23 protein-coding genes are annotated in these 24,902 nt (G+C 68.1%); 3 read left to right on the top strand and 20 right to left on the bottom strand.

Annotated features, from left to right (window positions below; genetic code table 11):
- Position 1 precedes the first annotated feature (1 nt).
- On the bottom strand, positions 2–910 hold the full coding sequence (locus C265_RS19245; RefSeq protein ID WP_010810849.1) for a helix-turn-helix domain-containing protein: 909 nt from the start codon (positions 908–910) through the stop codon (positions 2–4).
- A 126-nt stretch (positions 911–1,036) separates the two neighbouring features.
- Between C265_RS19245 and pobA the strand changes: the two genes are divergently transcribed.
- Complete coding sequence (pobA, locus tag C265_RS19240; RefSeq protein ID WP_010810850.1) at positions 1,037–2,206, top strand: 4-hydroxybenzoate 3-monooxygenase; 1,170 nt, start codon at positions 1,037–1,039, stop codon at positions 2,204–2,206.
- A 125-nt stretch (positions 2,207–2,331) separates the two neighbouring features.
- On the opposite strand, the gene cobA is transcribed toward pobA, so the two are convergent.
- From cobA to C265_RS19180, 12 genes are all read right to left on the bottom strand, one after another.
- Positions 2,332–3,105, bottom strand: coding sequence for a uroporphyrinogen-III C-methyltransferase (cobA, locus tag C265_RS19235; protein WP_010810851.1), 774 nt, complete (start codon positions 3,103–3,105; stop codon positions 2,332–2,334).
- 35 nt (positions 3,106–3,140) lie between these two features.
- Positions 3,141–4,640: a cytochrome D1 domain-containing protein gene (locus C265_RS19230; RefSeq protein WP_010810852.1), complete on the bottom strand. Its 1,500-nt coding sequence runs from the start codon at positions 4,638–4,640 to the stop codon at positions 3,141–3,143.
- A complete protein-coding gene (gene nirJ / locus C265_RS19225) occupies positions 4,637–5,800 on the bottom strand; it encodes a heme d1 biosynthesis radical SAM protein NirJ (RefSeq protein WP_010810853.1) in 1,164 nt (387 codons plus the stop codon). Before nirJ ends, C265_RS19230 begins: the two co-directional genes overlap by 4 nt.
- A gap of 12 nt (positions 5,801–5,812) precedes the next feature.
- On the bottom strand, positions 5,813–6,313 hold the full coding sequence (locus C265_RS32265) for an AsnC family transcriptional regulator (RefSeq protein ID WP_010810854.1): 501 nt from the start codon (positions 6,311–6,313) through the stop codon (positions 5,813–5,815).
- Complete coding sequence (locus C265_RS32260) at positions 6,313–6,777, bottom strand: Lrp/AsnC family transcriptional regulator (protein ID WP_010810855.1); 465 nt, start codon at positions 6,775–6,777, stop codon at positions 6,313–6,315. Before C265_RS32260 ends, C265_RS32265 begins: the two co-directional genes overlap by 1 nt.
- Positions 6,774–7,763: an Lrp/AsnC family transcriptional regulator gene (locus tag C265_RS19210; RefSeq protein WP_010810856.1), complete on the bottom strand. Its 990-nt coding sequence runs from the start codon at positions 7,761–7,763 to the stop codon at positions 6,774–6,776. Before C265_RS19210 ends, C265_RS32260 begins: the two co-directional genes overlap by 4 nt.
- A 9-nt stretch (positions 7,764–7,772) precedes the next feature.
- On the bottom strand, positions 7,773–9,008 hold the full coding sequence (locus C265_RS19205) for a cytochrome D1 domain-containing protein (RefSeq protein WP_010810857.1): 1,236 nt from the start codon (positions 9,006–9,008) through the stop codon (positions 7,773–7,775).
- Entirely contained in the window at positions 8,948–9,310 is a 363-nt protein-coding gene (locus C265_RS19200) for a cytochrome c (RefSeq protein WP_010810858.1), read from the bottom strand. Before C265_RS19200 ends, C265_RS19205 begins: the two co-directional genes overlap by 61 nt.
- Positions 9,311–9,322: 12 nt before the next feature.
- A complete protein-coding gene (locus C265_RS19195) occupies positions 9,323–10,987 on the bottom strand; it encodes a nitrite reductase (RefSeq protein WP_010810859.1) in 1,665 nt (554 codons plus the stop codon).
- A gap of 223 nt (positions 10,988–11,210) precedes the next feature.
- The gene (leuD, locus tag C265_RS19190; RefSeq protein ID WP_010810860.1) at positions 11,211–11,855 is read right to left on the bottom strand and encodes a 3-isopropylmalate dehydratase small subunit; all 645 of its coding nucleotides are present in this window, start codon (positions 11,853–11,855) and stop codon (positions 11,211–11,213) included.
- Positions 11,848–13,266 carry a 3-isopropylmalate dehydratase large subunit gene (gene leuC, locus C265_RS19185; protein ID WP_010810861.1) on the bottom strand — a complete coding sequence of 473 codons (1,419 nt, stop codon included), beginning with the start codon at positions 13,264–13,266 and terminating at the stop codon, positions 11,848–11,850. The genes leuD and leuC overlap by 8 nt, the downstream gene beginning before the upstream one ends.
- A gap of 20 nt (positions 13,267–13,286) precedes the next feature.
- The gene (locus tag C265_RS19180) at positions 13,287–14,249 is read right to left on the bottom strand and encodes a tripartite tricarboxylate transporter substrate binding protein (RefSeq protein ID WP_010810862.1); all 963 of its coding nucleotides are present in this window, start codon (positions 14,247–14,249) and stop codon (positions 13,287–13,289) included.
- Between the two features lie 102 nt (positions 14,250–14,351).
- On the opposite strand from C265_RS19180, the gene C265_RS19175 reads away from it, so the two are divergent.
- Both C265_RS19175 and C265_RS19170 read left to right on the top strand, forming a co-directional pair.
- Positions 14,352–15,278, top strand: coding sequence for a LysR family transcriptional regulator (locus C265_RS19175; protein WP_010810863.1), 927 nt, complete (start codon positions 14,352–14,354; stop codon positions 15,276–15,278).
- Between the two features lie 117 nt (positions 15,279–15,395).
- Positions 15,396–15,968, top strand: coding sequence for a DUF2889 domain-containing protein (locus C265_RS19170; protein ID WP_010810864.1), 573 nt, complete (start codon positions 15,396–15,398; stop codon positions 15,966–15,968).
- Here C265_RS19170 and mobB read toward each other — a convergent pair.
- From mobB to C265_RS19135, 7 genes are all read right to left on the bottom strand, one after another.
- A complete protein-coding gene (gene mobB / locus C265_RS19165) occupies positions 15,934–16,491 on the bottom strand; it encodes a molybdopterin-guanine dinucleotide biosynthesis protein B (RefSeq protein WP_010810865.1) in 558 nt (185 codons plus the stop codon). The two genes, C265_RS19170 and mobB, sit on opposite strands and share 35 nt — an antisense overlap.
- A gap of 4 nt (positions 16,492–16,495) precedes the next feature.
- A complete protein-coding gene (locus C265_RS19160; RefSeq protein WP_010810866.1) occupies positions 16,496–17,203 on the bottom strand; it encodes a carbonic anhydrase in 708 nt (235 codons plus the stop codon).
- Between the two features lie 15 nt (positions 17,204–17,218).
- The gene (locus tag C265_RS19155; protein WP_010810867.1) at positions 17,219–17,971 is read right to left on the bottom strand and encodes a peptidylprolyl isomerase; all 753 of its coding nucleotides are present in this window, start codon (positions 17,969–17,971) and stop codon (positions 17,219–17,221) included.
- 28 nt (positions 17,972–17,999) lie between these two features.
- Positions 18,000–18,683 carry a respiratory nitrate reductase subunit gamma gene (gene narI / locus C265_RS19150; RefSeq protein WP_010810868.1) on the bottom strand — a complete coding sequence of 228 codons (684 nt, stop codon included), beginning with the start codon at positions 18,681–18,683 and terminating at the stop codon, positions 18,000–18,002.
- Positions 18,684–18,880: 197 nt separating this feature from the next.
- The gene (narJ, locus tag C265_RS19145; protein ID WP_010810869.1) at positions 18,881–19,555 is read right to left on the bottom strand and encodes a nitrate reductase molybdenum cofactor assembly chaperone; all 675 of its coding nucleotides are present in this window, start codon (positions 19,553–19,555) and stop codon (positions 18,881–18,883) included.
- A gap of 29 nt (positions 19,556–19,584) precedes the next feature.
- Positions 19,585–21,135, bottom strand: a complete 1,551-nt coding sequence (narH, locus tag C265_RS19140) for a nitrate reductase subunit beta (protein WP_010810870.1) — start codon at positions 21,133–21,135, stop codon at positions 19,585–19,587.
- Positions 21,132–24,869 carry a nitrate reductase subunit alpha gene (locus C265_RS19135; RefSeq protein WP_010810871.1) on the bottom strand — a complete coding sequence of 1,246 codons (3,738 nt, stop codon included), beginning with the start codon at positions 24,867–24,869 and terminating at the stop codon, positions 21,132–21,134. Before C265_RS19135 ends, narH begins: the two co-directional genes overlap by 4 nt.
- Positions 24,870–24,902: the final 33 nt, after the last annotated feature.

Below are 24,902 nucleotides of genomic sequence, written 5' to 3'. Positions count from 1 at the left end.
GTCAGCCCGCCGCATCCGCGGGCGGTGGCATCGCAAATGCCGGCAGCCGCGCACGCCCCGACTGCCGGAACTCAGTCGGCGCCTGTCCTACCAGCCGTGCAAAGAAGCGCGAGAAGTAGGCCGCGTCAGCGAACCCGAGCGACAGGGCGATGTGCTTGACCTCCAGGTCGCTGAACAGCAGGTCGCGCTGCGCCTCGGCCAGTACGCGCGCGTGGATCATCTGCAGGGCCGACTGCCCGCAAGCCTGGCGGCACACGCGGTTGAGCTGCGTGGGTGTGATGCCGATGGCGCCTGCATAGTGCGTGATGTCCTTGTGCTCACGATAGTCGGATTCGAGCAACTGCTGGAATAGCCGGAAATGGCGCGCGGGCCGGCTGTCGCTGCGCGCCGCGGCCGGCGCGGCGGCATTGGCCAGCCGCGCGATGCCGATCAGCAGCAGCGTCAGCAATGCCGACAGCGACGCTCCGCGCCAGGCGGACACGGTTTCCATCTCGCCGCGAACCAGTGCCAGCGTATCGGCCAGCGCGTGGCCCCGGCGCACGCGGTCGTGGCGCGGATCGGCGAACAGCGGTAGCGCATCCGGCACACCTGCCAGCAGTGTGCGCAGGTGGCTGTCGGTCATGGTCACGACCATGCCGTCGGTGTCCGGCGTGAAGACAAAGCCGTGGATGTGCCGTGGCGGCATCGTCACCAGCGAGCCGCTGCGCAGCCGTTCGCGCCGCTCCTCCAGCAGGGCTTCGCCGGCGCCTGAGTGAATGTACAGAATTTGCAGGAAACGATCATGCCGATGGGGCTTGATCTCCCATCCGTGCAGGCGGCTGCGTGCGGCAATGGATTCGAAATGGAGCTGGTTTTCCAGCAGTTCCGAGGGATTGATGCCATACAGCGAGTACGTCGGGACAGGTTTCACGGTGGCTTAGGTGTTTACCATCGATGTTCCGATTGTCCTGCCATTGGTTCGATCTGTCCATTCCTTGGCGGGTCTGCGCCGACTATCTTTAGCGGCAGAAGACCGATACCCACAAGGAGACAAGACATGCGCACCCAGGTTGCCATCATCGGCGCCGGCCCGGCCGGCCTGCTGCTCGGCCAGTTGCTGACACGCGCCGGCATCGACAACATCATCATCGAACAACGCAGCCCCGAATACGTGCTTGGCCGCATCCGCGCGGGCATCCTGGAGAGCGTCACCGTCGACGCGCTGGAACGCGCCGGCGTGGCCGGGCGGCTGCATGCGGAAGGCCTGGTCCACCACGGCATCGCCCTGTCGTACGGCGGGCAGCGTCACCATATCGACCTGCATGCGCTGATCGGGCGCAGCGTCACGGTGTACGGGCAGACCGAGGTCACGCGCGACCTGATGGATGCGCGCCGCGCCGATGACACCCCCACCGTCTATGAAGCGCAGGAGGTGAGCGTGCACGGTTTCGACGGCAGCACGCCGTCCGTGCGCTATCGCAAGGATGGGGCCATGCACGAGGTGGCCTGCGACTACATCGCCGGCTGCGACGGTTTTCACGGCATCTGCCGCGAGAGCGTGCCGGCCGCGGCGCGGCAGGTGTTCGAGCGGGTCTATCCGTTCGGCTGGCTGGGGCTGTTGTCGGAGACGCCCCCCGTTGCCGATGAGCTGGTCTATGCCAGCCATGAGCGCGGCTTCGCGCTGTGCAGCATGCGTTCGCGCCACCGCAGCCGCTTTTACGTGCAGGTGGCGGCTAGCGAGCGCGTGGAAGACTGGTCAGACGAGCGCTTCTGGCAGGAGCTGCGCAGCCGGCTCGATCCGCAGACGGCAAGCGCGCTGGTGACCGGGCCCAGCATCGAGAAGAGCATTGCGCCGCTGCGCAGCTTTGTGTCCGAGCCGATGCGTTTTGGCCGGCTGTTCCTGGCGGGCGACGCGGCGCATATCGTGCCGCCTACCGGGGCCAAGGGGTTGAACCTGGCGGCCAGTGATGTGCTGGCGTTGTCCGAAGGCTTTGAAGCCCGTTACCGCCGTGCCGATGCCAGCGGCCTCGATGGCTATTCCGCGCGTTGCCTGCAGCGCGTGTGGAAGGCCGAGCGCTTCTCGTGGTGGATGACTTCGCTGTTGCACCGGTTCCCGGATGCGGATGCGTTCTCGTTGCGGATGCAGCGGGCGGAGCTGGATTATGTGGTGGGGTCGGAGGCTGCGTCGCGGGTGCTGGCGGAGAATTATGTGGGGTTGCCGTATTGAGGTGAGTGCACTGCGCGATTGCTGACGGCATCCGCATGCTGCGGGTTTGCTCCCCCTCCCGCAAGCGGGAGAGGGAGCACACAATCGGGTCGCCGGAACTCGGTAGAACTTGCTGGCAGCCGACGCTATGCGGCCAGCGAGCCAGCGTCCGGCACGATCGCGTGCACCGCTTGCAGCGTGTCTGCAACCACCCCACCCACCAGCATCACGGCCGGGCTGGCCAGCCCCGCCGCGAGCGCTTCGGCGAGCGTGCCGAGCGTGCCGGTCCAGCTGCGTGCCTGCTCGCTGCCGGCATGCATCACCACCGCCGCCGGCATGTCGCTGCGCATGCCCGCCGCCAGCAAGCCGTCGCGGATCGCCGCGAGCCGGCTCATGCCCATATAGATCACGAGCGTGGTGCCGCCACGCACCAGCGCCTGCCAGTCGGGCGAGCCGTGCGCGCTGGTATGGCCGGTTACGAAGGTCACGCCGTGGCAGTGCGCGCGGTGCGTCAGCGCAATCCCCAGTGCCTGCGCGGCGGCGATGCCGCTGCTGATGCCATTGACGATCTCGACGGCCACGCCGTGGCCGCGCAGGAAGGCGGCTTCTTCGCCGCCGCGCCCGAACAGCAGCGGATCGCCACCCTTGACGCGCGCCACGCTGCGGCCGGCCAGCGCGTGCTGCAGCGTCAACTTCTGGATGCGTTCCTGGCTGACCGAGCAGCGCCCGCCGCGCTTGCCGACCCACTCAACATGGGTGCCGGGGCTGGCATAGCAGGACATCTCCGGCGCGATCAGGTCATCGACCAGCCAGACCTCGGCCGCGGCCAGCGCGCGCATGGCGCGTACCGTGACCAGGTCCGGGCTGCCCGGGCCGACGCCGACCAGCCAGACCTTGCCGGATTTCAGGGGTGGATTCATCTCGGGCTCCTGCGATCGGGCATCACCACGCCGGCTCAGTGGCTGGTGCCGGCCGAGCGCGTGGTCTTGTTGAAGACGTTGTACTTGCCGATGGGCTTGTCCATCGGCAGGCGCCTGACCTCCTGCAAGGTGGCCGCGTCGTACACCACGATGGCGCCGTCGCGCTCCATCAGGCTGACCAGCGCGTAGCGCCCGTCGCGCGTGAATTCGACGTGGGCAGCGGTGCGCTCCGCGCTCGGCGTAACGCTGCCGACCACCCGCAGGCTTTGCTTGTCGATCACCTGCAGCGTGTCGCGCCTCGGGCTCATCATGGCGTCGGCCCAGGCGTAGGGGGTGTTTTCATGGCTGCGCAGGAAGAAGCCCGGACCGTTGGTCGGTATGGTGGAGACCGTGTGCCAGTCCTGCATGTCGATCACCGTGATGCGCCCTTGGCCGAGGTCGGGCGAGGCCATCACTTCACGTCCGTCGCGCTGCCAGGTGATGCCGCTGCCCAGGTGCGGCATGCCGCCAAGCGATAGCGCCGCGACCTTTCGACCCTGCTGCAGGTCGATCACCTGGCCGCCACCCTTGCGCGAGGCGCCCAGGATATGGCGATAGGGTTGGTCGAAGAAGAAGTCGTCGAGCACATCGTCCAGCACCACCACGCGAGGTGCCAGCGCCGGCAGCGGCGCACCGGCCGCATCGGCGTACGGAATCTCCCAGACCTCGGCGATATCCTTCAGCGCGGCAATAAAGCTGTGGCGCGGCGCGGCGTCGTAGACGGCGGAGACGCGCGAGGCCTCGTCATTGCGCCCCTTCACGTCGATCACCCGCGCCAGCGACAGGTCTTCGGCATTGAGCAGCACCAGCGTGCGCGGCAGCGTATTGCCGGCCAGCACCCAGCGGCCATCATCGCTGACGGCGATGTTGCGCGTGTTCACGCCGACCCGGATCTCCGCCACATAGGCCAGGTTCCACAGGTCGTACTTGCTGACCCAGCCATCGCGGCTGGCCAGGTAGACATAGCGGCCGTCGCGGCTGAACTTGGGGCCGCCGTGCAGCGCAAAACGGGTGGCAAAGCGATGGACCGGTGCCAGCCGGTCCCCGTCGAGCACGGTCATATGATGGCTGCCGGCCTCCACCACCACGAACAGGTTCTGCGGATCGGCGCCGAACAGCGGCCGCGCCGGCAGGCTGCCGGGGGCGTGGTGGACGATATGGCTGGCGCGGATGGCCTGCGCGTTCCATTGCGGCGTGGCTGCGGGTGCCGTGCGCAGCCAGCGCGCCAGGGCCTGCAAGTCGGGCTCGGCCAGCGTGCCGGCGAATGCCGGCATCTGCGTGGCGGCGCGGCCAGCGTGCAGCACCTGGTCAAGTTCGCTGGCGCGCAGGCGTTCCAGGCTTTCCGGCAGCAGCGCGGGGCCCATGGCGCCGAGGCGGTCCGCGCCATGGCAGGCGGCGCAGTGCTGGCTGTAGAGCGCCGCGGGGTCGGCGGCCATGGCGGCTTGCGTGGCGCAGGCAAAGGCCAGGCCGACCAGCCATCGGAGTACGGTCTTCATGCCGCCACCTCCGTGCCCGGCGCATGCGCGATCTCGGCATCGCTCAGGTAGCAGCCCGGGTCTTCCGCCCAGGCGTTGCCTGTCAGCGCAAAGGCGCGCACCCGGGTATTGCCGTTGCAGATGGCGCGATATGCGCAGCCTGCGCAACGCCCCTGCAGCGGACGCGGCGTGCTGGCCAGGCCCGCCATCAGCGGATCGGCGCGGCTGGCCCAGATCTCGCCGAACGGCCGCTCGCGCACATTGCCCACGGTCACGTGCCACCACATCGTGTCGGGATGGACATTGCCGAGGTTGTCGATATTGGCCACGCCGACCCCGGTGGCGTTGCCGCCCCAGTGTTCCAGTCGCTGGCGCATATCCACCAGGCGATGCGGCAAGCGCCTGGCGATCCAGTACAGCAGGTACACGCCATCCGCATCGTTGTTGCCGGTGACGAAGTCGCCCGCATGGCCCTGCTGCGTGCGCTGCCAGACGTGGTCGAACAGCCAGTCGAGCGCGGCGCGGGTGCGCGCATGGTGCGCGTCTTCGGCGCGATGGCTGCGTGCACGGCCAGCATAGTTGAAGTGCGACAGGTAGAACTTGTCGATGCCCTCATGCTCGGTCAGCGCCACCAGGTCGGGCAGTTGCGCCGCGTTGGCTTCGGTCAGCGTCATGCGCACGCCCACGCGCAGGCCGGCCGCACGCGCGGCGCGCAGGCCCGCCAGCGCCTGCGCAAAGGCGCCGTCGCTGCGGCGGAAGCGGTCGTGCGTGGCGGGCAGGCCGTCCAGGCTGACGCCGACGTAGTCGAAGCCCGCTGCCGCTAGCCGCGCGGCATGCCCCGCATCGAGCAGCGTGCCGTTGGACGACAGCGACAGGTGGAAGCCGAGTGCGCGCGCCCGTGCGGCAATCTCGTAGAGGTCCGGCCGCAGCAGCGGTTCGCCCCCGGACAGGATCAGCGCGGGCACGCGCGCATCGCGCAACTGGTCGAGCACGCGCAGCGCCTCGGCGGTATCCAGCTCGCCCTTGAAGTCCGTGTCGGCGGAGGTGGCATAGCAGTGCCGGCAGTTGAGGTTGCAGCGGCGGATCAGGTTCCAGATCACCACCGGGCCGGCGGGCTTGCGCGGCGGCGGCACCGGGCCGGCATCGCGCAGGGCTTCCATGAAGCGGGACAGGCGGAACATGGGCGGGGTTTCCTATTGGTCTGGGCCGGGCGGCGGCAGGCGCAGCCCGGTTTTCTTGAGGATGCGGGTGGACCACAGCACGTCGTGCGCGCGGCAGGCGTCGCCAAGCAGTGCCGCGATCGCGGCAACCTGCGGCGCGGCGTCCTGGCGGGAGCGCGCATGGACCATCGCGAACAGGTTGTAGGGCCAATGCGGCAAGTGGCGCGGACGGCGATAGCAATGGCTGACGAAGGGCAGGGCGCCGATGCGCTCGCCGAGCATGTCGATGAACGCATCGTCCACGTCCCACACGGTCATGCCGTTGGCGCGCCAGCCCAGCCGGTAGTGGTTGGGAACGGCGCCGATACGGCGCAGCACGCCGCGCGCATGCATCGCGGCGAGCCGCGCCATCACTTCCTGTTCGGTCAGGCCGAGTGCGCCGGCCACTGCCGCGTAGGGCGCCGGCACCAGCGGCAGTCCTGCTTGCGTGGCGCGGATCAGCGCCAGGTCGACGGGATCGACAGGCTCGGGCATCAGGCGGGCAGGTAGAGGTTGACGAAGAACTCGCGTTCCTTCGGGAACGGCAGGATCTCGACGCCGGCCGCCGCCGCAATGCGCGCGAGTACCGGCGCGACATCTTCCTGCCTCGCCACCGCCAGCACGAACCACAGATTCAGGTGATGCGTGCGCGCGTAGTGGTGGGCGACCTCGGGGTGCGCGTTGATGGCAGCGATCACGGCGTCCATCCGCTCGGCGGGTGCATGGCAGGCGCACAGCACGAAGCTGCCGCCCGCGCGCTCGATCTGGTACAGCGGGCCGAAGCGTGTCAGCACGCCTGCGGCAAGCAGTGCGCGCAGCCGCTCCAGCAGTTCGGCCTCGGTGATGCCGAGCGCCGCCGCCGCTTCGGCATACGGATGCGGCACCAGGGGCAGGCCGCGCTGCAGCGCGTTGATGATGCGGCGGTCGAGCGGGTCGAGTGCGGCGATGGCACGGGTCATGCCGACACCTGCATGGCATAGCGTGTGCCGCGCTGCTTGTAGCAGCGCGTGCCGACCAGCACGGTCCCGGGCGCATGTTCCAGCCCGGCGGTGGCATGGATGCGCGCCAGCGCGGGCAGCAAGTCTTGCGCATTGCGCGCATGGACCATCGCAAACAGGTTGTAGGGCCAGTCGGGCAGCCGGCGCGCGCGGCGGTAGCACAGGGTCACGCGCGCCTGCCGCGCCAGCCGCATGCCGATGGCGTCCACGTGCGCGTCGGGCACATCCCACACGCACATGGCGTTGTGGCCGAAGCCGAAGCGCCCATGCTGCAGCACCACGCCCAGGCGCCGGATCACGCCCTGCGCGGACCAGCGCGTCAGCCGCTCCAGGACCTGAGGCATCGCCATCCGCGCTTGCGCTGCCAGTGCGTGGAACGGGCGTGGCGTCAGCGGCAGGCCGGCTTCCAGTGCGGCCACCAGGCGCCAGTCGTCATCGTCCAGGGCGACAGGCGCGGCGGGAGCGGCCGCGCTGGCAGCGCGGCGGGCGCGTGCGCTGCCCGGGCGCGCGAGCGGGAAGCCGAGGTCGATGTGATACTCGCGGGCCATGGGCAGGTCCAGCGGCGCCAGGCCGGTCATTTCCCCGATCGACGCCAGCGTGACATCGAGCATGCGGCGCTCGCGCGCGCCCGCGACGAACCACAGGTTGTACGGATGGCCGCTGCGCGCATAGTTGTGGCTGACCGCCGCGCAGGCACTGACGCGCGCCGCCACGCGGTCCAGCTGGGCCGGCGGCACGGACAGCGCCGCCAGCGTGCTGACGCCGATCACGTTGGGCGCGAACACCGCGCCGACGCGGCTGATGCGCCCGTTGCCCAGGTCGCGCGCCAGCAGGCTCAGCAGCGTGTGCTCACACAGGCCGAGCTTGCCGGCCAGCGCCTGGTAGGGCCGCGGCTGCAGCGGGAAATCGCGCTGCAGGGTGTCGTAGACGCTCAGTTCATCGTACATGGTGTCCCTTTACATGCCGAACCGTTGCGCGCGCACGGTGAAGAAGATGCCGCTGGGGCTGTCGGCGGGCAGCGTGGCAATTCGCGCCAGGCTGGCGGTGTCGTAGATCTCGACACGGTTGTCGTCGCGGCAGGACAGCCACAGGGACTCGCCCTTGGGCGTGAACTCCATGTGCAGCACGCCGCGGCAGGGATGCAGCGTGCGCACCACCTGGCGCGTGGCGGTGTCGATCACCTGCACCGTGTCGTTGTGGGGGAAGGCGAAGTTGACCCAGACCTGGCGCCCGTCGGGGCGTGCCATCACAAAGACCGGCTGGCCGGCCAGCGCCACGCGCGCGGCCTGCTGCCAGCCGTTGGCGGGATCGGCCACCAGCACCTCATGACGGCCGATCGCCGGCAGCCAGGCCAAGCCCTGGGCCATGGCCCAGCCGCGCAGGTGCGGCATCTTGTAGACCGGCAGCGGCGCGCTGCCGCGGCCGTAGCCGGACAGCACGCGGCGCGACTGCAGCGGCGCCTGCCACAGGTCGACCAGCGCCAGGCCGTCCTCACCGAACAGGCCGGCCAGGTACCAGCGGCCATCGGGCGTGACCAGTCCGTCGTACGGCTCGCGGCCGGCGGGCAGGCGTGTCACCTGCGGCTGACGCGGATCGCCGGCATCGATGATCCAGATTTCGCCGGATTCGAACAGGCTGGCGGCAAAGCGGCGGCCGGGCAGGTCGGCCAGGCCCACCACCTTGGAGCGGCGGCCGTCATTGCCGATGGCCGGCAGGTCAGCCAGCGGCTCAAGCGTCTGGGCATCGAACAGGCGGATGCCGCCGGGCGCGTAGTTCTGCGTGGCCACCACGCGGCCGTCCTGCGAGATCGCGCCGCCGATGCTGTTGCCCGCCTGCAGCACGCGGTGGGTGATGCGGGCGCTGAGCAGGTCCACGCGCGTCAGGCCGCCGTCGCGGCCGAAGACATAGGCGTAGCGTGTGTTGCGCGAGAACACCACGCTGGCATGGGACAAATCACCGAGTCCTTCCACGGTTGCCAGCCGGGTCATGCCGGTGGTCTCGACGATCTGCAGCCGTCCGGCGGCGCGCTCCACCACCACGCCCAGGTCGCCGGTGCCGCGCGCGGCGCTGGCACAACCGGCCACCAGCGCGGCGGCAACGGTGGCGCACAAGGCCGCGGCCAGGCCGCGGATCAGTTGCCTTGCGGCGAGGCGGCCGGTGGCTTGCCGGCCTGCAGTCGATCGATCAGCCATTGGGCTTCATCCTGCGTCATGAAGGGTTGCCAGGGCGGCATCGCGGTGCCGGGGCGGCCGTACAGCACGGTGGCGACCAGGCCCTCGGGCGGCTTGCCGGACAGTGCCTCGCGCGTCAGCGGCGGGCCCAGCCCGCCGCCAAGCGTCATGCCGTGGCAGGCGCCGCAGTCATCGCGCAGCCAGTGCGCAAGCTGCGCCTGCCGGGCAGCGGTGGGCTGGGCCGCCGCGCCGGGCGCTGCGCCCAGCAAGGCCGCTGCCAGCCCCGCCAGCGCAGCGCGCCGCCAGGCGATGTGATTACGCATGGTGGCGCCGGCTCAGTACACGTCGTGCTGCGTGTTATAGGCGTTGAACTTGCCGGTCGGGGTGATCAGGCGCTTGTCCTTGATCACGGTCTCGAGCGTGCGGGTCTTGTCGTCGACCACCACCAGCGCGGACTCGCCGTCCTTGGTGCCCCAGACCGAGAACCAGACCTCGTCGCCGGCCTTGTTGTACTCGGCCTGCACCACGCGCCTGGCGCCCGCGCCCTTCAGGCCGGCCCAGTCGGCGATCGGCAGCACCTTGTAGCCGGCTTCCAGGTTGCGCGTGTCGAACACCGCCACCGACTGGTTGAGCTTGGCGTCAGGGTTCAGCGGCGTGTCGACCCACAGGTTGGACGACTTCGGGTGGGTCTTGATGAAGAGTGAGCCGCCGCCCTGGCCCTTGATGGTCTGCACCACCTTCCACGCCTGCGCCGGGTGTCCGGCCGGGTCGGTGCCGATCAGGCTGATGGTCTCGTCGCCAAGGTGGCTGGTGGCCCAGACCGGGCCCAACTTCGGATGCATGAAGTTGGCGCCGCGCCCCGGATGCGGGGTCTTGCCCACGTCGATCAGCGCGGCCAGCTTGTCTTCCTTGGTGTCGACCACGGCAATCTTGTCGGACGCATTGGCGGCCACCAGGAAGTAGCGGCCGGTGGCGTCGAAGCCGCCGTCATGCAGGAACTTGGCCGAATCGATGGTGGTGGTCTTCAGGTTGGACAAGTCCGAGTAGTTGACCATCAGGATCTTGCCGGTCTCCTTGGCGTTGATCACGAACTCCGGATGGAAATGGCTGGCGACGATGGCCGCCACGCGCGGCTCGGGGTGGTATTCGTTGTCCACGGTCATGCCGCGCGTGGAGACCACCTTGAGCGGCTTGAGCGTGTCGCCTTCCATGATCACGTACTGCGGCGGCCAGTAGGAGCCGGCCACGGCGTACTTGTCTTCATAGCCCTTGTACTTGGAGGTCTCGACCGAGCGCGCCTCCATGCCGACCTTCACTTCCGCGACGATATCGGGCTTGGGCAGCCACAGGTCGATCAGGTCCAGCCGCGCGTCGCGGCCGATCACGTACAGGTAGCGCCCGGACGCCGACATGCGCGAGATATGCACCGCGTAGCCGGTCTTGACGATATTGATGATCTGCTTGCTGTCGCCGTCGATCAGCGCGACCTCGCCGGCATCGCGCAGCGTCACCGAGAAGAGGTTGTCCAGGTTGTACTGGTTCATCTTCTTTGTCGGACGCTGGGCCACCGGCAGGATGTCCTTGCGGCTTTTCTCGATATCGGCCAGCGAGTATTCGGGCGGGGTCGGCGGGTCGAGCTGGATATAGCGCGCCATCAGGTCGACTTCCGGGTCAGTAAGATCGCCCGAGGTGCCCCAGTTCGGCATGCCGGCGGGGCTGCCGTACTTGATGAAGGTCTTCAGGTACTCGGTGCCGCGTGCGCGGGTGATGTCCGGCGTCAGCGCCTTGCCGGTCGCGCCCTTGCGCAGCACGCCGTGACAGCCGGCGCAGCGCTCGAAGTAGATCTGCCGGGCGTGGTCGAACTCAGCGGCAGTGAGGGTGGGGATGGCGGCTTTCGGTTCCGCCTTCGGTTCTGCCTTGGTGGCTGCATGTGGCAGCCCGAGCCAGAGTGAGAGCGGCAATGCCGCGATTGCCGGGTACAGCCAGTTTTTTGCTTTCATGGGTGCCGTGGATCAGCGGTGAGGAAAGCTGTTTCGCGGTGCCCATGCCTGCGTGGCGGGCACCTGTCGTCGTGTGGAAATCATGCGGACACACTGACGACATGGAATTGACTGGCATCAAACGGTGGCGGCGGTGCGGGAACGAAGTGTGGGGTGGTGTTGATCCTTGTCGTTTGCAGCGGGGCAAGCGCGCCGCGGAGGCGACGCGCTTGCAGGGCAGGCTTCAGGTCGCGCTCAGGCGGTCGCGCGTGCGCCTGGCCACGTTCGTTGTCCACGGGAACGCGCTCCGGTATTGCTGGATGAACTGCTCGATCTCGCCGCGCTGCCGCAGCGACAGGCCGATCATGTCCAGCCCTTCGATAAACATGCGGCGGTGCCGTGCCGACAGCTCGAAGGCGTAGTCGCCGGAGGGCGTGCGCACGCGCATCGCCTCGACATCGATGCTGATGGTGTTGGCCGCGTCCGCATCCACGTCGTTCATCAACGGCCCGATCACCTCGCGTGGCAGCATCACCAGCAGCAGCCGGTTGTTCATCGCGTTCGAATAGAAGATCTCGCCGAAGCTCGGCGCAATCACGGCGCGGATGCCGAATTGCTGCAGGCCCCAGACGGCGTGCTCGCGGCTGGAGCCGCAGCCGAAGTTGGCGCCGCTCACCAGGATGCTGGCGCCGGCGTACTCGGGCCGGTTCAGCACGAAGCCAGGGCGCGGCGCGCCGCTGGCGTCGAAGCGGTGGTCGTAGAGAATGCCCTCGGCCAGCCCCGACTTGTCGATCCCGCGCAGGAACTGCTTGGGGATGATCTGGTCGGTATCGAGGTTCTCGAAGCGGATGGCGGCGCCTTTGCCGGCGATGCAGGTGGGTTCAGGCATGGGTGATCTCCAGCTTGCGGACGTCGGTGATGACGCCGGTGACGGCGGCCGCAGCGGCCATGGCCGGGCTCATCAGGTGGGTGATGGCACCGCGCCCCTGCCGGCCCTCGAAATTGCGGTTGGTGGTGGAAGCGCAGCGCACGCCGTCGGCGAGCACGTCGTCGTTCATGGCCAGGCACATCGAGCAGCCCGGTTGTCGCCATTCAAAGCCGGCGGCGGTGAGGACTTCGGCCAGGCCCTCGCGCTCGGCCTGGGCCTTGACCGCGCCCGACCCGGGCACCACCATGGCCCTGACCCCCGCGGCCACCTTGCGGCCGCGCACCACGCTGGCCACCGCGCGCAGGTCCTCGATGCGGCCGTTGGTGCAGGAGCCGATGAAGACGTGCTGGATCGGCGTGCCTGCCAGCGCGGCGCCCGGTTGCAGGTGCGTGTACGCCAGCGCGCGCTCGACCGAGCGCTGCTCGGCCTCGTCGAGCTGGTCTTCCGGGAACGGGATCTGGCCGGAAACCGGCAGTACCTGGTCCGGGCTGGTGCCCCAGGTGACGTAGGGCTCGATCTCGCTTGCGTCGAACACGAAGTCCATGTCGAACACGGCGTCCGCATCGCTTTGGAGAGTCGCCCAGTAGCTGAGCGCGGCGTCGCGCTGCGGGCCTTCGATATCCACGGCGCGGCGCAGCACATAGTCCGTGGCGACCGCGTCCGGCGCGATCAGCGCGCCGCGCGCCGCGGCCTCCACAGTCATATTGCACAGCGTGAAGCGGGCCTCGATGCTCAGGTCGCGGATCGCCGATCCGCAGTACTCCACCACATAGCCGCGTGCACCTTGCGCGCCGATCGCGCCGATGATCCTGAGGATCAGGTCCTTGGCGGTGGTCCCGGCGGGCAGCTTGCCGTCCACGCGGATGCGCATGGTCCTGGCCATCCGGTAGACCAGCGTCTGGGTGGCCAGCACATGCTCGACCTCGGAGGTGCCGATGCCGAAGCCGAGCGCGCCGAGCGCACCGTAGGTGGTGGTATGGCTGTCGCCGCAGATCACCACCATGCCCGGCCGGATCATGCCGTGCTCGGGCGCGATCACATGCTCGATGCCCTGCAGCGTGTCGTTGGTGTCGAACAGCGGGATCGCGTGCCGCTCGCAGTTGGCACGCAGGTTGGTGGCCTGCAGCGCCGAGGCCGGATCCGCGATCACGCGGATCGCGGTGGGGTGCGTCGGGATGATATGGCTGACCACCGAGACGTTCTGTCCGGGCACCAGCACGCCGCGGTCCTGTTCATGCAGCCCGGCGAAGGCCTGCGGGCTGGTGTACTCGTTCATCAGGTGCAGGTCGCAGTACAACAGCACATTGTCGTCGTCGAGCCTGGCCACGGTATGGGAGTCGACCAGCTTCTGGTATAGCGTCTTGGGGGTCATGGCAACTGCCTTGTCTGTCGTTATTCCGCGGTGATGCCGCGCTGCCTGATCAGGTTGGCCCACACGAGCATCTCCTTTTCCAGGCGCTGGCGCGCGGCCTCGGGCGTGGTCGGGGTGGGCTCGAAGCCTTCCTTGAGCATGCGCTCACGGGTTGCCTGCGCGGCCAGCGCGGTGTTCAGCGCCGCGTTCAGCTTGTCGATCACGGGCCTGGGCGTGCCGGCCGGGGCAAACACCATGAACCAGGTCTCGAAGGCATAGCCGGGCAGGCCCGCCTCGGCCGCGGTCGGCACATTGGGCAACTGCGGCGCGCGCTTGCTGCCGGTGACGGCGAGCGCCTTGAGCTTGCCGCCCTGCACATGCTGCTGCGCGGCCGAGATCACCGGGAAGCTCATGTCGACCTGGCCCGCGATGGTGTCGACCAGGGCCGGGCCGCCGCCGCGGTACGGCACGTGGACGATGGAGACGTTGGCCACCGACTTGAACAGCTCGGCCGACATATGGAAGGTGCTGCCGTTGCCCGCGGACCCGTAGGTCAGCTTGCCCGGCGTGGCCCTGGCAGCGGCGATCAGTTCCTGCAGGTTCCTGGCGGGCACGTTGTTGTTGACCACCAGCACGTGCTGCGAACTGGCGACCATGCCGATCGGGGCCAGGTCCTTCAGCGTGTCATACGGCATGCGCGGGAACAGACCCGGGTTGATGGCCAGGGACACCGTCTGCAGGCCGATGGTGTAGCCGTCGGCGGCGGCCTTGGCCACGGCATCGACGCCGATATTGCCGCCGGCGCCGGCACGGTTCTCGACCACGATGGTGCCGCCCAGGCTCTTCGACCAGGCATCCGAGACCAGGCGGGCGGCGATGTCGGCACTGCCGCCCGGGGCGTACGGCACGACCAGACGCACCGGGCGCTGGGGATAGGACTGCGCCGCGGCCGTGCCGATCGACGCGGCACACAGCAGCAAGGCCGTGAGGTGGGCAACTTTCATGGGTGTCTCCTGGTTTAGGAATCGTTATGGAAACCATCGTATCATTCACCTATGGGCACATAATTCAAACTCAGTTACTTCTTTGTTTCCTGGTATTCACCAATGGATAACCTCTCGGACGTCGCGTTCTTTGCGTGCATCAACAAGCAGGGCAGCCTGACCGGCGCCGCGCAGGAGCTTGGCGTGACGCCGCCCGCCGTCAGCAAGCGGCTGGCGGGGCTGGAGGCACGGCTGCGCGTCCGGTTGCTGCACCGGACCACGCGCCGCATCAGCCTGACGCCGGAAGGGGAGAGCTATCTGGTGGAGGGAGCGCGGATCCTCGCGGAGATGGAGGCGCTGGAGCGATCGATCGCGGGCACCGGCAGCACCCCGCACGGCTTGCTGAAGATCGGCGCCACGCTCGGCTTCGGACGGCGGCATATCGCGCCGGCGCTGTCGGGGTTCTCGCGCCGCTGTCCGAATATCGAGGTCCAGCTCTACCTGACCGACCGGCCCCTGAACCTGGTCGAGCAGGGCCTGGACGCCATGATCCACTTTGGCGAGATGCCGGACGTGCGCCTGACGGCGCGCCTGCTGGCCAACAACCGCCGCCTGCTCTGTGCCGCGCCGTCCTACCTGGAAGCGCGGGGCGAGCCATCGAGCCCGCGCGAGCTGGCGCGGCACAACTGCATCTTCATCCGCGAAGCCGACGAGACCTTCGGCACCTGGCACCTGCGCCATGGCGCGCAGCAGGAGACCATCAAGGTCCGCGGCACCATGAGCACCAATGACGGGGAATCGGCGCTGGCCTGGGCGCTCGATGGCCAGGGCCTGATCGTGCGCTCCGAGTGGGATGTTGCGGAGCCCCTGCGCAGCGGCGCCCTGCGCCGGGTGCTGCCCCAATGGCAGTTCGCGCCCGCGGATATCCACCTGGTGTTCCCGGCGCGCAACCATCGCCCGGACAAGGTGCGGGCGCTGGTGGACTTCCTGCTGGAACACTTTGCCAGCCACCGTGCCTCCGGCGCGGGCAGCTCGGACAGCAGCTGGTAGCCATCTGGCGGCGATCCTGCGCGGCACCGGAGCCGCGCCACCCGATACTGGGGGGCGATTCCGGCGCCGCTAGCGTCCATCATGACCGGCAATACCAGAAGCCCGACGGAAACACGCATGGAAACAGCCCCCACGCCCCAACCCGGACGCACGCTGCGTCACACCCGCCAGATCGAATGCCGCGGCTATCTGCGCGACGATGGCCTCTATGACATCGAGGTCGATATGGATGATATTTCCGCCGACGCCACCGAACTGCCCTTTGTCAGCGTGCCCGACGGGGGCTTCATTCACCAGATGCGCCTGTGCATGACGATCGGCGCGGACCTGGTGATCCGGCGCTTCGAGGCCCGCACCGAGACCGGACCGACGCCATACTGCGCGGAGATCAACGCCGCCTATCGGCAGCTCGAGGGCCTGCGCATCGGCGGCGGCTTCCGGCAGCAGGCCAGGGCGCGCCTGGGGGGCGCCAAGGGCTGTACCCACCTGACCGAGCTGCTGGGGCCGCTGGCCACCACCGCGATGCAGACCATCATGTCGGTCCAGCGCGAACAGTCGCCGTGGCATGCCAAGCTGGCGGGAGACGAGCCCGTACCCCGGCCCTGGATACTGGACACCTGCCACGCCTACCGCAACGATGGCGAGGCCGTGAACGTCATCTGGCCGTTGCACCGTCGCGCGAGCGACTGAACGCGGCGGCCGCGCTCGCCGCCCCCGCCTCGTCCTTCATGGCGAGGATGAAGCCCCCCACCTGTGCAATGTCGTCAAGGGCCATGCAAGGCAGCACCGTATCCATGCGCGCGTCGGTGGCCAGTGCGACGATCGAAGGGTCGCCCGGGTAGTAGGGCGCGCGCCCGTGCGCCGGCCGGTAGACCTCGATGCGCGGAATCGCCTCGCGCCGGAAGCCTTCCACCAGCGTGATATCGGCCGGCCGCAGGCGCGCCACCTGCTCGGCCAGCGTCGGCTCGGCCTCGTCGGCCAGTTCGCGCACGATGGCGAAGCGATAGGGCGATGCCACCATCACCTCGGCCGCGCCGGCGCCGCGAAAGCGCGCGCTGTCCTTGCCCGGCGGCTCCAGTTCGAGCGGATGATGGCTGTGCTTGATCACGTTGACGGTCAGGCCCTGTGCGCGGAACCACGGCAGCAGTGCCGTGATCAGCGTGGTCTTGCCGCTGCCGGAGGTGCCGGTAATGCCAAGGATGAAGGGATGCATGGGGTCAGGGTTCGCAGGGTTCGCGGAGTTCAGTTTGGGCGGGCAGCGGGCACACCAGCGGCAGGAAGCTGTCGGCACGCTGCGAATAGGCCAGCAGCGCGCCGGCCTGCAGGTCGAAATACCAGCCGTGCAGCGTCAGCGTGCCGGCCTCCAGTGCGCGCCGCACGAACGGGAAAGTCTGCAGGTTGCGCAGCGACACCAGGATCGCCGCCTGTTCGCAGGCGCGCTGGCGCTCGGCGGCGCTGGCCGCGGCCAGGGCTTCCTCCACCTGCCTGCGCGCCGGTGCCGCGATGCGCACCCAGGCGCCGATGTAGTCGGGGTCTTCGCTTTCGTCGGGCGCATGGTCGCCGGCGTCGGCCGGCTGCGCCAGCAAGGCGCGGATGCCGCCGCAGCCGCCGTGGCCCATCACGATGATGCGGGCCACGCGCAGCTGCTGCACGGCAAACTGGATCGCCGCGCATACGCCGTGCAGGCTGCCTTCATGGCGGCCGGTGCACGGTGGCACCAGGTTGCCGATATTGCGCACGGTAAAGAGCTCGCCCGGATCGCAGCCCAGCAGCAGGCCAGGATCGACGCGTGAATCGCTGCAGCCGATCAGCAGCGTGGGCGGGCGCTGGCCGGTGCGCAGCGTGTCGAACAGCCCGGGCTCGTCGTCGAAATAGCGTTGCTGGAAGCGTTCGAAACCTTTGAGCAGTTGTTCGATGTGATGCATGGCGGCATCCAGGCGCTACTGCACCAGCGGGCTGTCGGCGCCCTCCAGCTCGATGCCTTCGATGCGCGCGCGCCCGATCAGCAGGCTGGCGTACTGCTTCCAGGCTCGGTCGCGCGCGGCACTGGCCAGGGCGCGGGCAATGTCGCCGCGTACCGCATCGAAGGGCAGGCGCGTGCCGGGGCAGCGTTCCAGTACGCGCACGATATGCAGGCCATAACGGGTTTCAAGCAAATGCGGCAGCACGCCGTCCTGCTGCGCCGCGAACAGCGCGCGCTCGAATTCCGGCGCGGTCTCGCCGCGGAACACGCGGCCAAGGCGGCCGCCGTTGGCGCCGCTCGGGCAGTTGGACAGCGCGCGGGCGTGCTCGGGAAAGGTGGAAGGATCGCCGCGCACCAGTGCCAGCGTCTGCGCGGCGATCTCGCGCAGCGCGTCCAGCGGCACGCGCGGCGTGACCTGGAACAGGATATGGTCGGCCTCGACCCATTCGCCGTCGCGAAAGCGCTCGGGGCGGCTGTCGTAGTGGCGGCGGCAGCTGGCTTCGTCGGGCTCGGGGATGCCGGCCTCGCGTTCCAGCAGGGCCAGCGCCAGGGCGTCGTCGTCCAGTCCTTCGGCGGCAAGGCCGATGCGGTCGGCTTCGGTGCGCACCAGTTGGCGCAGGATGGCCGAGATGGTGGCCAGCCGCGCCGGGTTGGCGGCATCGTGATGGTGGTCCAGCTCGCGTTCGATATCGGCGTCGCGCAGTTCCACGCCGTTGACGGTGACAGGCATGCTGTTTCTCCTTGTCGGGTGGCGGCGCTCAGCGGCTGCGCACCAGTTGCCAGGCGCGGCCGAGATAGCCGACCGAGGCGAAGCCGCTCCACACATGTACCAGCCGCGTGAACGGGAAGATCGCGAACAGCGTGATGCCCATGAACAGGTGCGCCTTGAACAGCAGCGGCGCATCGGCGATATAGCTGGCGGCGTCGCCGCGCAGCGTGACGAGGTGCTGGGCCCAGGTCATCAGTTGCACCATCATGTGGCCGTCCATGTGGCTGGCGGATTCGAAGATGGTGGACAGGCCCAGCAGCAGCGTCACCAGCAGCCACAGCAGCAGCACCTTGTCGCCGGTGCGGGTCACGGCCGACACGCGAGCGTTGGTCAGGCGGCGGTGCAGCAGGATCAGCAGTCCGGCCAGGCACATGGTGCCCATCACGCCGCCCGCGGCCATTGCCACGGCCTGCTTGAAGCCGTGCGCGACACCCAGCGCATCCCACACCGCCACCGGCGTCAGCAGGCCGACCAGGTGGCCGAAGAACAGGCCGAGGATGCCGACGTGGAACAGGATGTTGCCGGTGCGCAGGTTGCCGCGGTACAGCACCTGCGAGCTGTCGGTCTTCCAGGTGTATTGCTCGCGCTCGAAGCGGGCCAGGCTGCCGAACAGGAAGATGGCGGCAGCGATGTACGGATAGATGCCGTAGAGGAATTGGTGGAGGGTTGCCATGGTGTTTGTTCTGTAGCTGCCTTTGAGGCAGGTTCGGTCGTCTCAATTGCCAACTGTGTTCCCCTCTCCCCTCAGCGGGAGAGGGGTAGGGGAGAGGGGTGGTTTAAGCACCGGCGCTTCGTGGAAGCTCCTGCCCTCTCCCCCGCCCCTCTCCCGCAAGGGGGAGAGGGGAGAACACCGCGGGTCCGCATGAGGAGTCAGCAGGCAGCCGGCATAGGCGCCCTGACACGCGGATCGCGCGGATAGAACTTCACCGCCTGCGGCCCGCCTTGCGGCGCCAGCAACGGCTCCACGCCATCAGCCCCCGGCCCGAAGGTCTCCAGCGCTTCATCCATATCCCGCACCGGCGGCTCCTGCTGCGGTTGCGGCTGCACGTCGGTCAGCGTGCGCAGCACCGCGAACACGCCGGCGTACGGGCTTCCGTTGCGCGCCAGGCGCTCGCCGATCGCGGCCAGCACGTGGATCGCGTCGCCCAGCAATTGCTCGGCGCGAGCTTCCTTGCCGTCGGCCACCAGCGCGCCGAGGAACTCCAGGAACAGCGGCACGTAGTCGGGCAGCTCGGACGCGGCGGGTTCAAAGCCTTCGCGCCGGTATTCGTCGATCAGGTCGACCATGGCCTGGCCGCGGTCGCGGCTTTCGCCGTGCACGTGCTCGAACAGGTGCAGCGAGTGCGCCGGGTTGCGGTCGAAGGTGGCGACGTAGTTCTCCTGCAGCGCGATCAGCGACTCGCTGTGCAGCAGGCCGCTCACGGGGGCCAGCAGCGCGCGCGCCTGCGGCCATTCGGCCAGCGCGGCGTCGATCTCGGGCAGGGCGTCGAGCAGTTCCTGCTCGGGATAGCCGAGCAGGGCGCTGAGGATGGGATAGAGGGGCATGTTGTTCTCCGTGCGGTTCGTGGCAGGCATCAGCTCATCACTGCCTTCTTGCGCGACTTGGGCATGTCGGCGAAGTGGACGCTGCCCTGTGGCTTCTTGCCGAACAGCGAGCCGTCCGAGGCGCCGCCCGAGCAGCCGTTGCCGAAGGTGAAGCCGCAGCTGGCCTTGTCGTTGAAGCTGTCCTCGACCATCTCCTTGTGCGAGGACGGGATCACGAAGCGGTCCTCATAGTTGGCGATGGCCATGGTCTGGTACATGTCCTCGACCTGCGCGGGCGTCAGGCCCACCTGCTCCAGCACGCCCAGGTCCTGCACGCCGTCCACCACCTGCGAGCGCTTGTAGGCGCGCATCGCCAGCATGCGGTCCAGCGCGGACAGTACCGGCATCACGTCGCCCGCGGTCAGCAGGTTGGCCAGGTACTTCACCGGGATGCGCAGGCTCTTCACGTCCGGGATCACGCCGTTCATGCCCATGTGGCCGGCCTCGGCCGCGGACTGGATCGGCGACAGCGGCGGGACATACCAGACCATCGGCAGGGTGCGGTACTCCGGGTGCAGCGGGAAGGCGATCTTCCACTCGCATGCCATCTTGTAGACCGGCGACTTGCGCGCGGCATCGAGCCAGGTTTGCGGGATGCCCTGGCGCAGCGCCTCGGCCTGCACCGCCGGGTCGTGCGGATCGAGGAAGACGTCGAGCTGCGACTGGTACAGGTCGCGCTCATCGGCCACCGACGCCGCCTGCTCGATGCGGTCGGCGTCGTACAGCATCACGCCGAGGTAGCGGATGCGGCCGACGCAGGTCTCGGAGCAGACCGTGGGCTGGCCGGCCTCGATGCGCGGATAGCAGAACAGGCACTTCTCGGCCTTGCCGCTCTGCCAGTTGAAGTAGATCTTCTTGTACGGGCAGCCCGAGATGCACATGCGCCAGCCGCGGCACTTGTCCTGGTCGACCAGCACGATGCCGTCGTCCTCGCGCTTGTAGATCGAGCCCGACGGGCACGAGGCCACGCAGGCCGGGTTCAGGCAGTGCTCGCACAGGCGCGGCAGGTACATCATGAAGGTGTTCTCGAAGGTCGAGTACATCTCCTTCTGCACGTCGTCGAAGAGCTTGTCGCGACCGCGCGAGCTGAACTCGCCGCCGAGGTCGTCTTCCCAGTTCGGGCCCCACTCGATCTTCTCCATCTTGCGGCCCGTCAGCACCGAGACCGGGCGCGCGGTGGGCGGGGTCTGCACCAGCGGCGCCTTCTGCAGGTGCTCGTAGTCGTAGGTGAAGGGCTCGTAGTACTCGTCGATCTGCGGCAGGTTGGGGTTGGCGAACAGGTTCGCCAGGATCTTCAGCTTGCCGCCCTGGCGCGGCTCCAGCGTGCCGTCGGCGTTGCGCTTCCAGCCACCCTGCCACTTGTCCTGGTTCTCCCATTCCTTGGGGTAGCCGATGCCGGGCTTGGTCTCGACGTTGTTGAACCACGCGTACTCGACACCGTCGCGGCTGGTCCAGACGTTCTTGCAGGTCACGGAGCAGGTATGGCAGCCGATGCACTTGTCGAGGTTCAGCACCATGGCCACCTGGGCACGGATCTTCATTGCGAGGCTCCTTCCTTAGTCTTTTCCACGAGCGGCCCTTCCAGCCAGTCGACCCTCTTCATCTTGCGCAGGATCACGAACTCGTCGCGGTTGCTGCCCACGGTGCCGTAGTAGTTGAAGCCGTAGGCCAGCTGCGCGTAGCCGCCGATCATGTGAGTGGGCTTGGTCACGGCGCGCGTGACCGAGTTATGGATGCCGCCGCGCATGCCGCTGGTCTCGGCGCCGGGCACGTTCACGATTTTTTCCTGGGCGTGGTACATCAGACACATGCCCTTGGGCACGCGCTGCGACACCACCACGCGGGCGGTCAGCGTGCCGTTGACGTTGAACACTTCCACCCAATCGTTGTCGCGGATGCCGTTTGCCTTGGCCTCGGTTTCCGAGATCCACACGTGCGGGCCGCCGCGCGACAGCGTCAGCATGCGCAGGTTGTCCGAGTAGGTGGAGTGGATGCCCCACTTCTGGTGCGGCGTGATCCAGTTCAGCACCAGCTCCGGGTTGCCGTTGGGCTTCTTGCCCAGCATCGGCGCCACCGTCTTGGTGTCGATGGCCGGCTTGTACACGCACGCGCCTTCGCCGAAGTCCAGCATCCAGCGGTGGTCCTGCCAGAACTGCTGGCGGCCGGTCAGCGTGCGCCAGGGGATCAGCTCGTGCACGTTGGTGTAGCCGGCGTTGTAGCTGACCTCTTCCGATTCCAGGCCCGACCAGGTCGGCGCGGAGATGATCTTGCGCGGCTGCGCCTGCACGTCGCGGAAGCGGATCTTGTCGTGCTCGCGGCCTTCGGCCAGGTGGGTGTGGTCGCGGCCGGTGATCTTCGACAGCGCCTCCCATGCCTTGACGGCGACATGGCCGTTGGTCTCGGGCGCGAAGGTCAGGATCATCTCGGCGGCATCGATCGCGCTCTCCAGCCGCGGGCGGCCCTGGCTGACGCCGGGCTCCTTGACGGTGTGGCTGAGCTGGCCGATCTCCTTGACTTCATGCTGGGTGTTCCAGTTGATGCCCTTGCCGCCATTGCCGAGCTTGTCCAGCAGCGGCCCGATCGAGGTGAATTTCTTGTAGATGTCGGCGTAGTTGCGTTCGACCACGGTCATCGACGGCGCGGTCTTGCCGGGGACCAGGTCGCACTCGCCGGCCTTCCAGTCCTTCGGTTCGAACGGCTGGCCGAGTTCGCCCGGGGTGTCGTGCAGCAGCGGCGTGCACACCAGGTCCTTGCGCGTGCCGAGATAGGGCCCGGCGATCTCGCTGAATTTCTTCGCGATGGCCTTGTAGATCTCCCAGTCGGTCTTGCTTTCCCACAGCGGCTGCACGGCTTCGGACAGCGGGTGGATGAACGGGTGCATGTCGGAGGTGTTGAGGTCGTCCTTCTCGTACCAGGTGGCGGTGGGCAGCACGATGTCGCCGTACAGGCAGGTGGTGCTCATGCGGAAATCCAGCACGGTCAGCAGGTCCAGCTTGCCTTCGGCGGCCGGGCGCACGTTGACTTCGCTTGGCTTGATCGCGTCGTTCTCGTCGCCGAACACGGCGTTCTGCGTGCCCAGCAGGTACTTCAGGAAGTACTCATGCCCCTTGCCCGAGCTGCCCAGGATGTTGGAGCGCCACACGAACATATTGCGCGGGAAGTTGGCCGGGTTGTCGGGATCGTCGCAGGCGAACTGCAGCTTGCCGGACTTCAGTTGCTCGACCGTGTAGGCGACCGGGTCCTGTCCGGCGCGCTCGGCCGCATCGACCACGTCGAGCGGATTGGTGCCCAGTTGCGGGGCCGACGGCAGCCAGCCCATCCGTTCGGACTTCGCGTTCAGGTCCAGCAGCGACAGGCCGTCATAGCGCTTGCGGTCGGCAGTCGGCGACAGGATCTCGTCGACGGCCAGCTTCTCGTGGCGCCACTGGCTGGTGTGGTTGTAGAAGAACGAAGTACCGTTCATCTGGCGCGGCGGGCGCGACCAGTCCAGGCCGAAGGCGAGCGGGGCCCAGCCGAACTGCGGGCGCAGCTTTTCCTGGCCGACGTAGTGGGCCCAGCCGCCGCCGCTCTTGCCGATGCAGCCGCACATCATCAGCAGGTTGATGATGCCGCGGTAGATCATGTCGTTGTGGTACCAGTGGTTGAGCGCGGCACCAACGATGACCATGCTCTTGCCTTGCGTGCGGTCGGCGTTGTCGGCGAATTCGCGCGCAACCTGCGTCACCAGGCGGGCCGGGACGGAGGTGTGCTTTTCCTGCCAGGCGGGGGTGTAGGGCACGTCATCGTCGTACGAGGCGGCGACGTTCGGCCCGCCGAGTCCCTGATCCACGCCGTAGTTGGCCATCTGCAGGTCATACACGGTCGCCACCAGCGCAGTGCTGCCATCGGCCAGCGTCAGCCGGCGTGCCGGCACGCGGCGGCGCAGCAGTTCATCGCGTTCGCCGCCGAAGTAGGGGAAGCCCACTTCCACCACCTCGTCTTCCTTGCCGAGCAGCGACAGGCGCGGCTCGACCGGGCGGCCGCTGCCGCCGTCCTTCATCTCCAGGTTCCAGCGGCCGACCTTCTCGCCGCCGTTGTGGGCGCCTTCGCCCCAGCGGAAGCCGATCGAGCCGTTGGGCGCGACGATCTCGCCGGTGGCGTCGTCGACCAGCAGGGTCTTCCACTCGGGATGGTTGGCTTCGCCGAGGTTATCGGCCAGGTGCGAGGCGCGCAGGAAGTGGTCGGGCACCAGCGTGCCCTGGTTGTCACGCAGCAGCACCAGCATCGGCATGTCGGTGTACTGCTTCACGTAATCGCGGAAGTAGGCGGACTTGCCGCTGGCGTGGAATTCCTTCAGCACGACGTGGCCCATGGCCATCGCCAGTGCGGCGTCGGTGCCTTGCTTCGGCGCCAGCCAGATGTCGCCGAACTTGACCATCTCGCCGAAGTCGGATGACACCGCCACGGTCTTGGTGCCCTTGTAGCGGACCTCGGTGTAGAAGTGCGCGTCGGGCGTGCGGGTCTGCGGCACGTTCGAGCCCCACACCATCAGGTAGGTGGAGTTGTACCAGTCGGCCGATTCCGGCACGTCGGTCTGCTCCCCCCACACTTGCGGGCTGGCCGGCGGCAGGTCGCAGTACCAGTCGTAGAACGACAGGCAGGCGCCGCCGAGCAGGCTCAGGTAGCGTGCGCCGGCGGCATACGACACCATCGACATGGCCGGGATCGGCGAGAAGCCGATCACGCGGTCCGGGCCGAATTTCTTCACGGTAAAGGCGTTGGCCGCGGCGATGATCTCGGTGGCGGTGTTCCAGTCGGCGCGCACGAAGCCGCCCTGGCCGCGCACGCTCTTGTAGCGCGCGGCCTTCTTCGGATCCTGGCTGATCGATTCCCACGCGGCGATCGGGTCCATGGTCTTGCGGGCCTCGCGCCACATCTCCATCAGGCGGCCGCGGATCATCGGGTACTTGACGCGCTGCGCGGAGTAGACGTACCAGCTGTACGAGGCCCCGCGCGGGCAGCCGCGCGGCTCATGGTTGGGCAGGTCCGGGCGCGTGCGCGGGTAGTCGGTCTGCTGGGTTTCCCACGTGATCAGGCCATTCTTCACGTAGACCTTCCACGAGCAGGAGCCGGTGCAGTTCACGCCGTGGGTCGAGCGCACGATCTTGTCGTGCTGCCAGCGGCTGCGATAGCCGTCTTCCCACTTGCGGTCTTCGTTCACCACCGCGCCGTGGCCATCCGCATAGGTGGACTTGACGCGCGACATGAACTTCAGTCGATCCAGGAAATGACTCATTGCTTTGTTCTCCGCGAGTGCTTTGCTGCGGGC

Source organism: Cupriavidus sp. GA3-3, assembly GCF_000389805.1.
GTDB lineage: Bacteria > Pseudomonadota > Gammaproteobacteria > Burkholderiales > Burkholderiaceae > Cupriavidus > Cupriavidus necator_D.
Note: the sequence above shows the minus strand (reverse complement) of the source record. Positions and strands in the feature narration are given on the sequence as shown.

Coding starts and splice junctions, on each gene's coding strand:
- pobA (WP_010810850.1), top strand. CDS start 1,037: ATGCGCACCCAGGTTGCCATCATCGGCGCCGGCCCGGCCGGCCTGCTG.
- cobA (WP_010810851.1), bottom strand. CDS start 3,105: ATGAATCCACCCCTGAAATCCGGCAAGGTCTGGCTGGTCGGCGTCGGC.
- C265_RS19230 (WP_010810852.1), bottom strand. CDS start 4,640: ATGAAGACCGTACTCCGATGGCTGGTCGGCCTGGCCTTTGCCTGCGCC.
- nirJ (WP_010810853.1), bottom strand. CDS start 5,800: ATGTTCCGCCTGTCCCGCTTCATGGAAGCCCTGCGCGATGCCGGCCCG.
- C265_RS32265 (WP_010810854.1), bottom strand. CDS start 6,313: ATGCCCGAGCCTGTCGATCCCGTCGACCTGGCGCTGATCCGCGCCACG.
- C265_RS32260 (WP_010810855.1), bottom strand. CDS start 6,777: ATGACCCGTGCCATCGCCGCACTCGACCCGCTCGACCGCCGCATCATC.
- C265_RS19210 (WP_010810856.1), bottom strand. CDS start 7,763: ATGTACGATGAACTGAGCGTCTACGACACCCTGCAGCGCGATTTCCCG.
- C265_RS19205 (WP_010810857.1), bottom strand. CDS start 9,008: ATGGCTGATCGATCGACTGCAGGCCGGCAAGCCACCGGCCGCCTCGCC.
- C265_RS19200 (WP_010810858.1), bottom strand. CDS start 9,310: ATGCGTAATCACATCGCCTGGCGGCGCGCTGCGCTGGCGGGGCTGGCA.
- C265_RS19195 (WP_010810859.1), bottom strand. CDS start 10,987: ATGAAAGCAAAAAACTGGCTGTACCCGGCAATCGCGGCATTGCCGCTC.
- leuD (WP_010810860.1), bottom strand. CDS start 11,855: ATGCCTGAACCCACCTGCATCGCCGGCAAAGGCGCCGCCATCCGCTTC.
- leuC (WP_010810861.1), bottom strand. CDS start 13,266: ATGACCCCCAAGACGCTATACCAGAAGCTGGTCGACTCCCATACCGTG.
- C265_RS19180 (WP_010810862.1), bottom strand. CDS start 14,249: ATGAAAGTTGCCCACCTCACGGCCTTGCTGCTGTGTGCCGCGTCGATC.
- C265_RS19175 (WP_010810863.1), top strand. CDS start 14,352: ATGGATAACCTCTCGGACGTCGCGTTCTTTGCGTGCATCAACAAGCAG.
- C265_RS19170 (WP_010810864.1), top strand. CDS start 15,396: ATGGAAACAGCCCCCACGCCCCAACCCGGACGCACGCTGCGTCACACC.
- mobB (WP_010810865.1), bottom strand. CDS start 16,491: ATGCATCCCTTCATCCTTGGCATTACCGGCACCTCCGGCAGCGGCAAG.
- C265_RS19160 (WP_010810866.1), bottom strand. CDS start 17,203: ATGCATCACATCGAACAACTGCTCAAAGGTTTCGAACGCTTCCAGCAA.
- C265_RS19155 (WP_010810867.1), bottom strand. CDS start 17,971: ATGCCTGTCACCGTCAACGGCGTGGAACTGCGCGACGCCGATATCGAA.
- narI (WP_010810868.1), bottom strand. CDS start 18,683: ATGGCAACCCTCCACCAATTCCTCTACGGCATCTATCCGTACATCGCT.
- narJ (WP_010810869.1), bottom strand. CDS start 19,555: ATGCCCCTCTATCCCATCCTCAGCGCCCTGCTCGGCTATCCCGAGCAG.
- narH (WP_010810870.1), bottom strand. CDS start 21,135: ATGAAGATCCGTGCCCAGGTGGCCATGGTGCTGAACCTCGACAAGTGC.
- C265_RS19135 (WP_010810871.1), bottom strand. CDS start 24,869: ATGAGTCATTTCCTGGATCGACTGAAGTTCATGTCGCGCGTCAAGTCC.